Origin of the sequence: Bacillus sp. EKM202B (assembly GCF_011066025.1) — a bacterium.
In the GTDB taxonomy this organism is placed as follows: Bacteria; Bacillota; Bacilli; order Bacillales; family Bacillaceae_G; genus Bacillus_A; species Bacillus_A toyonensis.
In genome coordinates, this window is record NZ_JAAMNK010000001.1 from 16604 (window position 1) to 31900 (window position 15297).

At 34.5% G+C, this 15297-nt stretch carries 17 protein-coding genes and 1 pseudogene; 6 read left to right on the top strand and 12 right to left on the bottom strand.

Annotated elements, in window-relative coordinates:
- Positions 1 to 3: 3 nt before the first annotated feature.
- Positions 4 to 221: pseudogene (locus G9F74_RS00085) on the top strand (formate/nitrite transporter family protein); the annotation flags it as partial.
- A 141-nt stretch (positions 222 to 362) separates the two neighbouring features.
- Positions 363 to 635 carry an HU family DNA-binding protein gene (locus tag G9F74_RS00090; protein ID WP_001043903.1) on the top strand — a complete coding sequence of 91 codons (273 nt, stop codon included), beginning with the start codon at positions 363 to 365 and terminating at the stop codon, positions 633 to 635.
- A 31-nt stretch (positions 636 to 666) separates the two neighbouring features.
- On the opposite strand, the gene G9F74_RS00095 is transcribed toward G9F74_RS00090, so the two are convergent.
- The 6 genes from G9F74_RS00095 to G9F74_RS00120 form a co-directional block, all read right to left on the bottom strand.
- Positions 667 to 1134: a GNAT family N-acetyltransferase gene (locus G9F74_RS00095; protein WP_016108948.1), complete on the bottom strand. Its 468-nt coding sequence runs from the start codon at positions 1132 to 1134 to the stop codon at positions 667 to 669.
- 172 nt (positions 1135 to 1306) lie between these two features.
- Entirely contained in the window at positions 1307 to 3724 is a 2418-nt protein-coding gene (locus tag G9F74_RS00100; protein ID WP_016108949.1) for a heavy metal translocating P-type ATPase, read from the bottom strand.
- A gap of 95 nt (positions 3725 to 3819) precedes the next feature.
- Positions 3820 to 4026 (bottom strand): copper chaperone CopZ, encoded by a 207-nt coding sequence (gene copZ / locus G9F74_RS00105; protein WP_000436968.1) that lies wholly within the window; start codon positions 4024 to 4026, stop codon positions 3820 to 3822.
- A 204-nt stretch (positions 4027 to 4230) separates the two neighbouring features.
- Positions 4231 to 4533 carry a metal-sensing transcriptional repressor gene (locus tag G9F74_RS00110; RefSeq protein WP_000349642.1) on the bottom strand — a complete coding sequence of 101 codons (303 nt, stop codon included), beginning with the start codon at positions 4531 to 4533 and terminating at the stop codon, positions 4231 to 4233.
- Between the two features lie 397 nt (positions 4534 to 4930).
- Complete coding sequence (locus tag G9F74_RS00115) at positions 4931 to 5158, bottom strand: hypothetical protein (RefSeq protein WP_000849103.1); 228 nt, start codon at positions 5156 to 5158, stop codon at positions 4931 to 4933.
- A 307-nt stretch (positions 5159 to 5465) separates the two neighbouring features.
- Complete coding sequence (locus tag G9F74_RS00120) at positions 5466 to 6536, bottom strand: helix-turn-helix transcriptional regulator (RefSeq protein ID WP_016108950.1); 1071 nt, start codon at positions 6534 to 6536, stop codon at positions 5466 to 5468.
- 87 nt (positions 6537 to 6623) lie between these two features.
- Between G9F74_RS00120 and G9F74_RS00125 the strand changes: the two genes are divergently transcribed.
- On the top strand, positions 6624 to 7313 hold the full coding sequence (locus tag G9F74_RS00125; protein WP_016108951.1) for a class I SAM-dependent methyltransferase: 690 nt from the start codon (positions 6624 to 6626) through the stop codon (positions 7311 to 7313).
- Between the two features lie 44 nt (positions 7314 to 7357).
- Here the strand turns inward: G9F74_RS00125 and G9F74_RS00130 are convergent, their stop codons facing one another.
- The 6 genes from G9F74_RS00130 to G9F74_RS00155 all read right to left on the bottom strand — a co-directional run bounded on the left by G9F74_RS00130 (position 7358) and on the right by G9F74_RS00155 (position 13104).
- Positions 7358 to 8176 carry an alpha/beta hydrolase gene (locus G9F74_RS00130; protein ID WP_001098325.1) on the bottom strand — a complete coding sequence of 273 codons (819 nt, stop codon included), beginning with the start codon at positions 8174 to 8176 and terminating at the stop codon, positions 7358 to 7360.
- A gap of 14 nt (positions 8177 to 8190) precedes the next feature.
- Positions 8191 to 9012, bottom strand: coding sequence for an ABC transporter ATP-binding protein (locus tag G9F74_RS00135; RefSeq protein WP_016108952.1), 822 nt, complete (start codon positions 9010 to 9012; stop codon positions 8191 to 8193).
- 14 nt (positions 9013 to 9026) lie between these two features.
- On the bottom strand, positions 9027 to 10049 hold the full coding sequence (locus G9F74_RS00140; protein ID WP_016108953.1) for a FecCD family ABC transporter permease: 1023 nt from the start codon (positions 10047 to 10049) through the stop codon (positions 9027 to 9029).
- Positions 10042 to 11049: a FecCD family ABC transporter permease gene (locus G9F74_RS00145; RefSeq protein WP_016108954.1), complete on the bottom strand. Its 1008-nt coding sequence runs from the start codon at positions 11047 to 11049 to the stop codon at positions 10042 to 10044. The genes G9F74_RS00140 and G9F74_RS00145 overlap by 8 nt, the downstream gene beginning before the upstream one ends.
- Before the next feature lie 27 nt (positions 11050 to 11076).
- Positions 11077 to 12042, bottom strand: a complete 966-nt coding sequence (locus G9F74_RS00150; RefSeq protein ID WP_001035500.1) for an iron-hydroxamate ABC transporter substrate-binding protein — start codon at positions 12040 to 12042, stop codon at positions 11077 to 11079.
- Positions 12043 to 12345: 303 nt separating this feature from the next.
- Positions 12346 to 13104: an exodeoxyribonuclease III gene (locus G9F74_RS00155; RefSeq protein WP_000767610.1), complete on the bottom strand. Its 759-nt coding sequence runs from the start codon at positions 13102 to 13104 to the stop codon at positions 12346 to 12348.
- A 154-nt stretch (positions 13105 to 13258) separates the two neighbouring features.
- Here G9F74_RS00155 and G9F74_RS00160 point away from each other — a divergent pair, with 154 nt between their 5' ends.
- From G9F74_RS00160 to G9F74_RS00170, 3 genes are read left to right on the top strand one after another with little or no spacing between them, the layout of a single operon-like run.
- The gene (locus tag G9F74_RS00160) at positions 13259 to 13855 is read left to right on the top strand and encodes a bifunctional transcriptional activator/DNA repair enzyme AdaA (protein ID WP_000551292.1); all 597 of its coding nucleotides are present in this window, start codon (positions 13259 to 13261) and stop codon (positions 13853 to 13855) included.
- Complete coding sequence (locus tag G9F74_RS00165) at positions 13836 to 14366, top strand: methylated-DNA--[protein]-cysteine S-methyltransferase (RefSeq protein ID WP_001089819.1); 531 nt, start codon at positions 13836 to 13838, stop codon at positions 14364 to 14366. Before G9F74_RS00160 ends, G9F74_RS00165 begins: the two co-directional genes overlap by 20 nt.
- The gene (locus tag G9F74_RS00170; RefSeq protein ID WP_016108955.1) at positions 14363 to 15274 is read left to right on the top strand and encodes a DNA-3-methyladenine glycosylase 2; all 912 of its coding nucleotides are present in this window, start codon (positions 14363 to 14365) and stop codon (positions 15272 to 15274) included. Before G9F74_RS00165 ends, G9F74_RS00170 begins: the two co-directional genes overlap by 4 nt.
- Positions 15275 to 15297 lie beyond the last annotated feature (23 nt).

Sequence of the window (15297 nt, forward strand, 5' to 3'; positions counted from 1 at the left end):
TTTGGGTTTCAACACGTTGTAGCAAATATGTTTGTTATCCCAGCTGCAATTTTTACCGGTCATGTAACTTGGATTGAATATTTCCCAAACTTCTTGTTTTCTTTGGGAATTTAGTAGGCGGTATGTATTTTGTAGAACTACCTTATTTCATATCTTATAATAAGAAACTACCTACAAATAAAGAGAAGACTGAAATACAGAACAAATCTATATCCGCTTAAATGGAATGGTTATAAAGTAGGCCTAAAAAATATTACAAATTTCATTTTTTTCGTGAATATATCTACGTACACTTGTTCTCGAATGTTTTATACGTTATAATAACAACTTAAATAGCATTATTTACATATGAGGTGAAAAACATGAATAAAACAGAATTAATTAAAAACGTTGCACAAAATGCTGAGATTTCTCAAAAAGAAGCTACTGTAGTTGTACAAACTGTAGTAGAATCAATCACTAACGCTTTAGCTGCTGGTGAAAAAGTACAACTTATCGGATTCGGTACATTCGAAGTTCGTGAAAGAGCTGCTCGTACAGGCCGTAACCCACAAACTGGTGAAGAAATGCAAATCGCAGCTTCTAAAGTACCTGCTTTCAAAGCTGGTAAAGAACTAAAAGAAGCTGTAAAATAATGAAAAAATAGCCTTCTCGTTTATGAGAAGGCTATTTTTTCATAACATAATTGATAAAATTCTGACCATTGTGCTGTTTTTTTTGTTCCTTTATGCAAATAAAACCTTTCCTTTCAAAGAAAGATTTTGCTGTAATACTCGCCTCTGTATATATATCCCCGTGCCCTAAGTTCACTGCTTCTTTTTCTAACTTCTGTAATATGTATGAAGCTACCCCTTTTCCTTGATAATCTTTATGCGTAAATAAGCGATCTATGTAATGCTCATCATTATAATCCCCAAACCCCACTATCACACCTCTATACTCAGCAACGTAACAAATATTCTTTTCTAAAGACTGTAGCCATCTTTCTCTATCTAGTCGCTTTGGCGCCCATGCCTGTAGCTGTAACTCGTTATAATCTCTTGCATTCACCGTATGAACTGTTTCATAGAACAATTGTAATACTGTTTCTAAATCCTCTTTCTGGAATGTCCTAATTATAATATCCGTTAACATATATGAGTCTCCTTACTAAACTAACACTCGGCTTTCTACTATAATAAGATTCAATATTGCTGCTTTATTATACCTTTTTTCTTTTTATACAAACAAAAAAAACAACACTTATTCAAAGTATTGTTTTTTTGTATAAAAGCATTTTCAATTACTCTATAAATTAAAATTTTTATTATTTTAATTTCACTCTTTGCAATCTTAGTGCATTTAATACGACTGATACCGAGCTAAATGCCATCGCCGCCCCTGCAACCCAAGGTGCTAAGAAACCTAATGCTGCAATTGGGATCCCTAAGCCATTATAAGCTAACGCCCAGAATAGGTTTTGCTTAATATTTCTAATCGTCATTTTACTCATAAAAATTGCATCGGCAATACTATTTAAATCACCACGGATTAACGTAATATCCGCTGCTTCCATCGCTACATCCGTTCCTGTTCCAATTGCCATACCAATGTCTGCTGTAGCAAGAGCAGGAGCATCATTTATTCCATCTCCAACCATCGCTACTTTCTTACCTTGCGCTTGCAGTTTTTTCACTTCTTCTGCTTTTCCTTCTGGCAATACTTCTGCAATTACGTGATCAATACCAACTTGCCCTGCAATTGCCTGAGCAGTTTGTGTATTATCCCCTGTAATCATAACAACGTCTAGACCCATTTTCTTAAGCCGTGCGATAGCTGCTTTTGAAGTATCTTTTACAGTATCCGCAACAGCAACTATTCCAGCATACTCCTTATCTATCGCTATTAACATTGCTGTTTTTCCTTCTCGCTCTAGCTCTTCCATCGATTTAGAAACTTCTTCAATATCAATATTAAACTTCGTCATTAATCGACGTGTACCAATTAATAATTGTTTCCCTTCAACAATCGATTCAATACCGAACCCAGGAATTGCTTCAAATGTTTCCGAACTTGGTATATCAATTTTCTTTTCTTTAATTCCTTCTACTATCGCTTCTGCAAGTGGATGTTCAGAATTTTTTTCTGCCGCTCCTACTAAACGTAGTATTTCTTCTTCATGGAATCCATCTGCTACAATTATATCTGTTAACACTGGCTTCCCATTTGTCACAGTACCCGTTTTGTCTAAAATAACCGTATCTAATCGGTGCGTTGCTTCTAAATGCTCTCCACCTTTAAATAAAATACCATACTCAGCTGATCTTCCTGATCCAGCCATAATAGATGTAGGTGTCGCAAGACCTAACGCACATGGGCAAGCGATAACAAGTACTGCTATCATTTTCTCAAGCGCTCCGCCAAAATCACCAGGTGTAACAAATATCATCCACACTGCAAATGTAATAATAGCAATTACAACTACAACCGGTACGAAAATACCAGAAATTTGATCAGCTACCCGTTGAATAGGCGCTTTCGATCCTTGCGCTTCTTCTACTACTTTAATAATTTGAGCTAATGCCGTATCTCTACCTACCTTAGTTGCTTTAACTTTTAAAAATCCATTTTTATTTATTGTAGAACCAATTACTACATCTCCAATTGTTTTATCAACTGGAATACTTTCACCCGTTAACATCGATTCATCAATCGCAGATTTTCCTTCTACAATTTCTCCATCAACTGGTATTTTTTCACCAGGTTTTACATAAACGATATCACCAGCTACCACTTCTTCGATTAAAATCTTCATTTCTGTTCCATCTCGCACAACTGTAGCTGTTTTCGCTTGTAATCCCATTAACTTTTTAATTGCTTCTGATGAACGTCCCTTTGCCTTTGCTTCAAATAATTTACCTAAAATAATTAATGTAATAAGTACCGCACTCGTTTCAAAATATAAATCTGTCATATGTTCCGAAGAACCAATAGATTGAATACTTAAATATACACTATAGAAATAAGCGGCCGACGTTCCAAGTGCCACGAGAACATCCATATTCGCACTTTTATTACGTAACGCTTTATAAGCTCCAATATAAAACTGTCCACCAATGATAAATTGAACAGGAGTTGCAAGGGCTAGCTGTACCCAAGGGTTCATTAGCATATCAGGTAAATAAATAAACGATGTAAATGAGAAATGACTCACCATTGCCCACAATAACGGGAATGATAAAATAAACGAAATAATAAATTTCTTCTTTTGTCGTTCAATTTCTTGTAAGCGATGATCTGTTGATCCATCTTGCTCATCTGATTTCACTTCTAATTTATATCCTAACTTTGTAATCGTACTCTTCATTTCATTTACACTGACTTCATCAGGATTAAAGTCTACCGTTGCCGACTCTAAAGCGAAATTAACCGTCGCTTTGTTCACACCATCTAACTTATTTAAACGCTTTTCAACTCTATTCGCACATGCTGCACATGTCATTCCTGAAACAGTAAATTCAGCTTTATCACTTACAATTCCATATCCTAACGATTCAACTTTTTCTTTAAAGTGTTGCGGATTTGTTTTAGTTGGATCGTACATTATTTTTGTTTTTTCAAGTGCAAAATTTACATTTGCATCATGAACACCTTCTATTTTTTTCAGACCTTTTTCAATTCTATTGGCACATGCTGCACATGTCATTCCTGATATTTGAAGATTGGCCTCTTTTTGTTCATTCATGTCTCTCACCTCTATATACCCTTATAAGGTATAATTATTAGCAAAATAAATCGTACTTCGTTTAAAGTACGATTTATTTCCATATCTAAAAATAATTATTGAACATCGTATCCTTGATCTTCGATTACAGCAACGATATCTTTTAATGTTATAGCAGATGAGTCAATAGTAACTTCAACAGTTCCTTCTGCTAATTGAACCTTCACTTGTTCAACACCGTTTAGCTCTTTCACACTGCTTTCGATAGAGTTTACACAATGTCCACAAGACATACCTTCAACTTTTAATGTTAACTGTTCCATTTAAAATCCTCCTCTTGTTTCTTCATTGTTTGTTAATCACAACTACATCTTACCATACCCCCCTAAGGTAATCAATGGTTTTGTATCATGATTTTTCAATTATTTTCTAAACGTTTATTTTACACACACTTTTTCACTACAATACACCTAAATCCAATATACGGGTAAACAAAAAAAACAAGCCAGTTACATACTAGCTTGTTTTTACGCTTTTGAAAAACGTTCAAATACTGTCATTAATTCTTCAATTGCTTCGTCACCATTTCCATTTTTAATAGCTCCTGAAACACAATGACTCGTATGATTTTTTAAGACACCCATTCCTACTTTTTTCATCGCTGCATTAATCGCTGAAATTTGCACTAAAATATCAACGCAATAACGATCATTTTCAATCATATTTTGAATACCACGAACTTGTCCTTCGATTCTCTTCAATCTATTTATAATTTGCTCTTTTTCTTTTTCTGATCTATGTGTTACTGATTCATGCTCTTTATGATCCATATTATCACCTTCTTAAAATTTCTCTTCATCCAATAAAACAATTGCTTTTATGAGTATACTAATTATAGCATTAAATATCTATGTATGATACCCCATATGAGTATATTTCCACTTTATGATTATTCTTAACACATTATTAGCTTCTCAGTCTCAATTTTTATTATACCCTTTCCTTTTTGTAAAAAAATCATTATATCTCCAATCAAAATCCAATAAAGTGAAACTTTAATTAGCACTCCCCAATCGGGCTTTTACTGGTAGCCTGCCCGGCAAATAGCGGGATAAATTGAAACAATAATAAGCGGGGATTGTCCATCCCCGCTTATTATTCGCCTACAAATATAAAAGCCTCAATCTTCACACGTTTAAATTGAGACTTTTTTCTTCCTATATATAGTTATTGCTGATCACATACTTTTGTATCATTCACTACTGAAGTTCCTTCAACGGTCACCGTATGAAAACAATCATTCACTCGAACTGTCACAACATTATCTTGCCGATCAATGATATGATATTCATTAAAATTTTTATTCAGAGCACTGCGAATTTGTTCTCCTTCATAAATTGGGATGCCATGTGATAGAACCCAAATCAGTCCAGCGATAGCAAGAATAGTTTTCATACGATCTACCTCCTTGAGAATATAGTGAACTTTTAATCCGCGCCTTTTCAGCTCTATTCCTCTTGATTTAAATGAATCAAGCCTTTTTGGAAATAAGTTCATTTCGTCTATTTTATGTTTATGCTAATTGTGACGAAAATGTGACAACTTTTTGTCTCTTTAGACGAAAAGTTGAAACAAAACTTTCAAAAGGACAATTCTACTTATGAAAAAAGGTTATGGAATGTTTCATCCATAACCTTTTTTCAGCCCTATTTTATAACTCATCCACCGTACTTCATGTGGTTTTAGTAGACTTGTTTTATTTTTATTTATCAACATCAAAGCAAAATTTCGAAAAAACCTCCCACACAAGTTCATTTCTACTACTTACCCCAATCTTTTCAAAAATGGATTTTAAATGATCTTGTACTGTGTATATAGATATACACAGTTCTTGGGCTAATTCCTTTGTCGACATACCTGTAAGAATTTTACGTATTACTTGCTTCTCACGTGTTGTAAAACTATAAACTTCCATAATAAGTGGAAAGATTTCTTCTGGTCTTGCTCTTTCGAAAAGAACAACATAACCACCCTGAAAACTACTTGTACATTCTAACTTACTGGCCCGAATGATTAGAAAATGTCCATAGGCTAAAGGTATACAAACTTTTTCTTCTCTCCGTATGCAATCTACATTATATTCGGTAGCCTTAACTTTTGAACAAACTGCTCGTATTGGCCTTGGTATTTCTTTTAAATTTAACTGTTCATACTTTCTAAGATTTGAGAGCCAATCGCTGCCATCTTGATTCGAATATAATAAATTAAAATCCTCACTTAATATAATCGCGCCTGTCCCTATCACCTTCTCTTCTAAAAAAGGTATAGAAAATGCCTTTTTTAAAGCCTCTCCAGCAATTGGGACTATCGTTGCTAAGTACTTACAATCCTCGATATGAAAAACGGGACTGGTACTCCCTCGAAATAAACTAAGATGCCCAAAACATTTCCCCTTACTTATACAAACGCCCCTTAATTCATCTCCAAAACTTGCTGGTTGTAAAATATTTCGGTATCTAGAACTTTTCTTTTGCTCACCATTTGTCGCCATACTAAGAGCAGCAACATGAGGTGAGTGTTCTGATAAATATTTAAATTTATTAAAATCATCTTCTAGAAATTCATTCATAAACAATTGTGGATGAATCTTTTCAACACTTGCATCCGTAAATGCCCCAGTAGATAAAAAAGAAATTGGGTCTATAATTGTAAAACAAGCGGCTTCAAAATCAATGACTTTACGAATCAAGTGGAGAAATGACTTTTGAAATGTCCTTATAGAACTTATACGATTCGCTACCATTGTAATTTCTTTCGTTGTTTTTTCATACATCCTCTTCCCCCCAGATTTATGGGATTGTTCACCTTCATACATTTATTTCATAATAAAGCTATAGCACATATACTAAGGAGGTCAAAAATGAATTGGAATGATACTACCGTAAGTTCATATGAACAAAGAATTCCATTAAAAATCCCAAGCTACTACACCCTATACGACATGATAAATCATTTCTTGTTTACTACACTCCCTAAAGAACATATCAATCCGAATTTACTAGTTATAGGTGCTGGAGGTGGACAAGAAATACTCTCAATAGGTAAACAAAATAGCAATTTATCTTTTACAGGTGTTGATCCATCTGAAAGCATGATACAGTTAGCTAAAAAAAGAATTGAAAACGAAGGCGTACAGAATCAAATTCACTTCGTACATGGAACTGTCCATTCATTATTACCAAATTCGTTATTTGACACCGCTACTTGTATGCTTGTTCTTCATTTCATCCCAACTATTGAGGAGAAAAAAGAGCTTCTTCATGAAATTAGTAGGCGTTTAAAACCTGGTGCTCCATTCTTTCTCTCTACAATAAATGGTGTACCCCATACAAGTATGTTTTGTGCACAATTGAATGCTTGGCAAAACTACATGATACAAAATCAAATTCCATTAGAAGATTGGGACCGATTTGAAAATTCTTTTGAAACAGACATATTTCCTATTTCCGAAAATAATCTACTTGCTATTATGGAGGAATGTGGATTTACTCAAATCAATCGCTTTTTCACTAGCTTTTTAATTGATGGATACGTAGCAATAAAACAATAATGAAAAAAGGTAAGCAATCGCTTACCTTTTTTCATATACTTCTTCTACACTTGACTAATAAATCGCAATCCTTTACTTAAAGACGTTGGGACAACAGATGCGTGATTCTCCCCTTCCGCTTCATAAAACTTAAATTTAAGTTTATCATGTGTTACTTGGAGAAGTCGCTCTGATAATTCATTTGCACCTACAACCATATGCTCTCGTTCTAGTGACCCAACTGTAAGGAATACCCCTGTTTCAAACTTAGCATTGTTTAATTCATTTATAAGGTTCTCTTCTTTTTCAAGTACAGATCGGTTATTCCACCAAATAGATGGACTACTAATAAAATAATTTTGAAAGGCATTTACGTTTGTAAATAGTATGTGTAAAGCAAATAGGCCACCTAGCGAATGCCCAAATAACGTTTGTTTTCCTTTATCAATCGCAAAACTTTTTTCAATTTGCGGTTTAACTTCTTCTTCAATAAAAGTAAAGAAGTTATGTGCTCCTCCTGTTTTAGGCCACGGTTTACCGTCTGGTTTTAAAGGAGCATCTTTTGAAATTACGCTAGGTGTAAAATCATAGCATCTTTCTTCTCCTGAAAATGCTCCTTCAATTGGATAACCGATACCTACTATAACGGCTGGTGAAACACCTGTTTTTTCAGCCCTTACTGATTGTATTTTAACCGCTTCATGAAATGTTTGAAAAAAGGCATTGCCATCTAATACGTATATGACAGGGTATCCTGAATCCGGTGCTGGTTGCCTCGGCTTTGAAATATGAATTTGATATTCCTTACCCTCTACTTTTGAATACATTTTCCACTGTTCTGTATTAGATGTAATAATCTGCTGTTTTTCAATAGTAGTATTCACCCTATCTCCCCCTTTTAACTCGTTACATATATTTCTATTTTTTCTTCTTGAGATACAACACTATCATAACCGAAACAAACAGGAGCCCCATTATACGGGTCAATCATGACACGCGCATCAATATGAAATACTTCTTTTAATACTTCATTTGTAATAATTTCTTCTGGACTACCAGTTGTAACAATTTCCCCATCTTTCATTGCAATAATTTCATCGGAAAACCTTGCTGCGTGGTTAATATCATGCAATACCATTACAATCGTACAATTATGTTCTCTATTTAACTTTTCTACAATTTGCAATACATCTAATTGGTGAGACATATCAAGATATGTAGTCGGTTCATCTAATAGCAACACTTCTGTCTCTTGCGCTAAAGCCATCGCTAGCCATACCTTTTGTCGTTGACCACCTGATAAATTTGCAATTTGTCTCGTTCTAAATTCTGAAGTTTTCGTTATATCTAATGCCCAATCAATCATTTTTTTATCTTTTGAGGTTAACTTGTTTACGTTATTTCGATGTGGATAGCGTCCATAAGAAATTAATTCTTCTACTTTAAGCTCTCCTGGTGCAATCGGAGTTTGCGGAAGTAAGGCTAACAGCTTGGCAATTTCTTTCGTTGGAATTGTATTTAAATCCTGTCCTTGCAAATAAACTTTTCCGCTTTTTTGCTTTAAAATTCGTCCCATCGTTTTTAATAGTGTTGATTTACCGCACCCGTTTGGCCCTATAATTGTCGTTACTTTTCCTTCTTGTATTTCCACATTTAAATCGCGAAACACTGTAAGTTTTTCATAACTCGTTTCTAAATTTTTTGCACTTAAAATACTCACTTTTATTCCTCCTCTTACGCTTTCGCCTTATAAAGTAAATATAAGAAATACGGTACACCGACAATAGAAATAACGATTCCAACTGGTAACTCTACAGGTTTGAAAACTGTTTTTGCAATAAAGTCTGAAGCAATTACAAGAAACATTCCGATTACTCCGCACGTAGGAATGATATGCTTATGCTGAATACCAACAAGTCTTTTCGCTATATGCGGTGCCATTAGTCCAATGAAACCAATACTTCCTGAAACAGCAACACATGCGCTCACAAGTCCGATACTACTTAATAGTAAAATTGATTTCTCTCTTTCTACTGAAACACCTAAACTCGTAATACTCGTTTCTTCCAATTGAAATAAATCTAATAAATAAGCTTTCTTCTGTATAAGTGGAATTAAAATGATAAGCCACGGTAACATAGCAATAATATACTTCCAGTTTGCACTATATATGCTTCCAGACACCCAAACTGCAGCCATCTCAAAATCAGATGATTTCATTTTGAGTGATAAATACATAGAGAATGCGCCAAACCCTGAACCGATTGCAATCCCTGTTAACAAAAGTCGCTGCGAATCTAACTTACCGTTTTTCCAAGAAAACAGATAGATTATAATGGCTGCACCTAATCCACCAACTAGGCCAAACATCGGCATCATCATTATAGAAATCCAGTCTGTGCTCTTTAATTGTCCTTGAAAGAAAAACATAAAAATGACGATAGCTGTACCTGCTCCGGCATTTACTCCTAAAATACCTGGGTCCGCCAAACCATTTCTCGTAATCCCTTGAATTACAGCACCCGCAACGCCTAATCCTAATCCTACTAATCCAGCAATTACAATGCGCGGAAGACGAAACTCAAAAATAACTAAATCATGCTCTGGTAACGGATCTATTCTAAAAAGTGTTTTAAATACATCTGTAATCGTAATATCAAACGTTCCATTCGTTAAACTAATATAAATGGCACATAGTATTAAAAATATAATAATCCCCATCGTCATTCCAAAACGTTGACTTGAACTTTTAAGCATGTCTCTCTCCTCCTCTTGTACGGATTAAATAAAGGAAGAAAGGAATCCCAATTAAAGATGTAACGACTCCAATTGGCGTTTCAAATGGATAGTTTACAAATCTACTTAATACATCACATAAAGCTAAGAAAACTCCACCAATAACACCCGCACATGGTAAAATCCACTTATAATCTACCCCAATAATAAAGCGAGTAATGTGTGGAATAATTAAGCCTACAAAACCAACTTTTCCTACTAAAGCAACTGCTGTTCCTGTTAAAAAAATTACTGATAAAATTGCCATCGCTTTTACTAGTTTTGTACGCTGCCCTAGATTAATAGAAACTTCTTCTCCTAAAGAAAGAATGGTAATAGATTTCGCTATTAACAGCGCTAAAACTATCCCAATTATCCCAAAAGGTATCGTGATTTTAATTATATTAGGGTCCACTTGGTCTAACTTTGCATTAAACCAAAAACTAACATTTTGAGAGATTTGGAAATACGAAGCCATCGCAGCTGATACACTGCTTAAAAATGTTCCAATAACTGTCCCTATAATTGCTAACCTAACAGGAGATAAGCCATTTTGAAGAAGTGAGCCAAAACCAAACACGATACCGGCCCCTAGTGCAGAACCAATCATTGAACATAAAACCATACCGATTGATGACATTCCTGGAAAAAAAATCATACATAGTGTAATAACAAAGGCTGCACCATCCGTCACACCCATAATAGAAGGGGATGCAAGATAGTTTCTTGTCATCCCCTGCATAAGTGCTCCTGATATGGCTAGAAATGCTCCGACTAAAAGAGCTGCAACTACCCTTGGTAAACGTGAAGTAATAATAATATTATGATTTACATCGCTTGAATCAAAATGAAATAATGCGTTCCACACTGTTTCAGCATCAATACTTTTCGCACCATACAAAATAGAAAGTATAACTGTAGCTAAGATGAGTATGGGTGCTATACATAATATAGTTACTGGTACTGCATTTGTTTTCTGCATATCATTCAACGCACCTTACTTATTGTATTATTTAGATAAATTTTTCACTGCTTCTTTTAAGAATGCTGTTTTACTCCAAGCTGTACCACCTTGTGCCATTGGATCCACAACGTTTACAAATACTTTCTTTTCTTTCGCAGCATTCATACTTTGCCAAATTGGATTGCTTTCAATTTCTTCTAGTACTTTCGGGTTTTTATTTTCACTTGCCTCGTATTGTAAGAAAATATAATCCGGGTTAAGTTCAGCAAGTTTTTCAAATGAAATTTTCTCTTGTGCTTTTACAGTTTTCAATTGTTCTGGAGCAGTTAGTCCAAGATCTTTATAAATGACAGGGTTAAAGTATACACCTTCAGGATATAGGAATAATTCGTTTGCTCTTAGTCTAACGACAAGTACTTTTTTGTCTTTTAACTTATCTCCTAGTTTTGCTTTTGCTTTTTCAGCGTCCGCATTGTAATCTTTAATAATCTTTTCTGCTTTATCTTTTTTACCAGTTAATTCTCCCATTAACTTTAAGTTATCCTCCCAATTTGTTGAAACGTGTGATACCGGGAACGTCGGAGCTACTTTTGTAAACTTTTCAGCTGTTTCTGCTGGGAATTTCGTACTTGATGTAATAACATCTGGTTTTAATTGAAGTAATGTTTCAAAATTCGGTTGCATTTTCTCACCAACAGATTTTGCACCCTCTAAATCTTTTTCAAGATACTTTGGTAATTTACCACCTACAGTAATCGCACCAACTGGTTTAATTCCAAGTACGGCCGCATCTTCCATTGACTCTAAACTAGCTGTCGCAATTTTATCTACTTTTGCTGGCACTGTATATTCTTTACCTAAATATGTAATTTTTCGCTTTTCGTCTTTTTTCGTTTCCGTAGCTTTTGTCTGTTGCTTTTGCTCCCCTGAAGTTTTATCCGCACTATTACATGCCGCTAACCCTACACTTAAAACTGTAACCATCCCTAACGTAAATAACTTCTTGTTCATCTTTATATATCTCCTCTCGAAACCTGTAAATAGATTATTTTTATATAAAAACTTAACTACATGAAACTTGTTCCATGCATATAATTCATTAGATTAATAATTTTATCCGGAACTCATTCTCGTTCACTTCCCCTAAACTATAATTCTTTCACACTTCATCCATTGATAACCCTTTTCACTGATAATGATTATCGTTACTAAGTATATATTTAATATGCAATTATTTCAAGAATGATTTGAAAAATTTTAACAAACTGAATTAAAAAGAAGTATCCGCCTATTATTAGCGAGATACTTCTTTTTTTAGAAATTTATATGTAATTCAACTGGGCAATGGTCTGATCCCATTATTTCACTGTTAATTTTCGCATCTGTTATTTGCCCTTTTATTCTTTCAGAGACAACAAAATAATCTAAACGCCATCCGATATTTTTCGCTCTTGCTCCCATACGATAGGACCACCAAGAGTATGCGCCTTCCTGATTAGGATAAAGGTGACGATACGTATCAACAAATCCTTCTTCTAAAATACGTGTAAACTTCTCCCTTTCCTCATCAGAAAATCCAGGGTTTTTACGGTTACTTTTTGGATTTTTTAAATCTATTTCTTTATGAGCAACATTTAAATCTCCACAGAAAACAACTGGTTTCTTTTCATCTAATTGCTTTATATAAGTCCTGAAATCATCTTCCCATTCCATTCTGTAATCTAAACGCTCTAATCCTCGTTTTGAGTTTGGCGTGTATAACGTTATCATGTAAAAATCTTCGAATTCTAAAGTAATGACTCTCCCTTCTTGATCATGCTCTTCAATGCCTAAACCGTACGTAACAGAAAGCGGTTCTTTTTTCGTAAAAATTGCCGTTCCTGAATAGCCTTTTTTCACAGCATAATTCCAATATGTATAATATCCCTCTGGATTTAAATCAATTTGTCCACTCTGTAATTTAATTTCTTGTAGACAAAATATATCTGCATTAGATTCCTCAAGGTATTCTAAAAATCCACCTTTTGCGATAACTGCACGTAAACCATTTACATTCCATGAAATTAACTTCACTTATAATCCTCCTCTTGCTGTTCACTTTCAAAGTTCATGCTATCACAAAATAGAAAAACAATCATATTTTCATCTTTGTAATCTTGCTCTTACATTTTTGAATACGTACATACGCACTTTATTCAGGTTATACTAATTTCAGAGGTGATGTTCTTTGCACAATGAAGGATTTACGTTAACAAGTGAGTATTGGCAAGCAATTATTCATAATGATTCTTCCTATGACAACAAATTCTTTTATGCTGTGAAATCAACTGGTATCTTTTGCCGACCATCGTGTAAATCAAGAATACCGAATCAAAACAATGTACGAATTTTTCTTCATGCAGAACAAGCATTGCATGAAAATTTTCGTCCGTGCAAACGTTGTAAACCAAATGGGATCACTTTACCAAATGAAGAGTGGGTAGTACAAATTAAAGAGTATATTGCAAAGCATTTTGACGAAGCATTAACTCTCGACATACTGGCGGAAATGTGCCACGGTAGTCCCTTTCATTTACAACGCACTTTCAAAAGAATAACAGGAATTAGCCCAATGGAATATATACAGCAATTCAGGATTGTGAAAGCGACGGAATATCTTTCACATACAAAGCAATCCGTTAAGGAAATTAGTACTGCTGTCGGGATAGAAAACCAAGAGTATTTCGCAACTTTATTTAAAACGAAAACTGGATTTACTCCTACTGAATATCGAAAAAAGAACGTAATGAAAGAGGGAGACAATAATGAATTCCTACAAAAATAAATCTATATATTGGACGCTACTTACACATAAAAATTGGTGCTTTCATATTGCGGCAACTGAAAATGGAATTTGTTTTATTGGATCACAAGACGCAAACTTTGAAGAATTAAATATATGGGCTAGAAAAAAAAAGCCCCAACATATATTGACTTGCAATCCAGATTACATGCAAACATATACGAAAGAAATTATCGAGTATTTAGAAAACAAGCGTGAAACTTTTACTTTCCCTATCGATGCTTACGGAACTGCTTTTCAATTATCCGTTTGGAATACGGTACGTGAAATTCCTTACGGGAAGACCTATTCTTATTCAGAAATTGCAGAAAGAATTCAAAAACCTACAGCTGTGCGTGCCGTTGCTTCTGCTATTGCCGCCAACCCTCTTCTCATTACGATTCCTTGCCATCGCGTTATAGGAAAAGATGGAAAACTAACTGGTTTTAGAGGCGGATTAGAAATGAAAAAAGAATTGCTCACATTAGAAAAATTACAGGTGGAATTCATATGACAGCAGAATATAATAACGCATTGACTTTAGCAGCTCCAAAAGAATTTAATTTCCAAGAAAACTTACGCTATCTATCACGTTCTAACAATGAATGTATGTTTCACATTGAAGATAACAAAATTTATAAAGTCATTCCTGTTGAACATGTAAACCCTTTAGTTGAAATTAGTATAAATACTGACGGAAATATTCAAATACGTTTTTTAGGAGAATCCTATAACTCTGAAAAATGGGTATGTGATGCTGTAGCTAACTACGTAATAGAGTGGTTTGATTTCACTACCGATTTAGCTCCTTTTTATACATTAGCTAAACATGACCCACTCCTTCAAGGCCCTATTCAAGATTATTATGGGCTTCGCACATTAGGTATTCCAGATTTATTTGAAGCACTTTCCTGGGGAATTATCGGTCAACAAATTAACCTCGCATATGCTTATACGCTAAAAAGAAGATTAGTTGAACAATTTGGAAGTTACGTAAAATGGAACGATAGAAAACATAGGATATTCCCATCACCTGAAACAATTGCAAATTTACATGTAGAGGATCTTAAAAAATTTAAAATGACGACTAGAAAATGTGAATATTTAATCGGTATTGCGAGGCTTATTACAGAAGGGAAACTATCAAAAGAATCGTTACTACAAACACAAGATGTAAAAATTGCTGAAAAACAATTAACCGCTATCCATGGTATAGGACCGTGGACTGCCCACTATGTTTTAATGCGCTGTTTACGCTTCCCTTCAGCCTTTCCAATTGATGATGTTGGTCTGCATAATGCAATTAAATTTATTACATGTTCCGAAAATAAACCGACTAAAAATGAAATAAAAGACTTTGCGGCAAACTGGACAAATTGGGAATCTTATGCAACTTTTTATTTGTGGCGCGTGCTATATTAAAAAGAACCAAGTAGCACATTCGT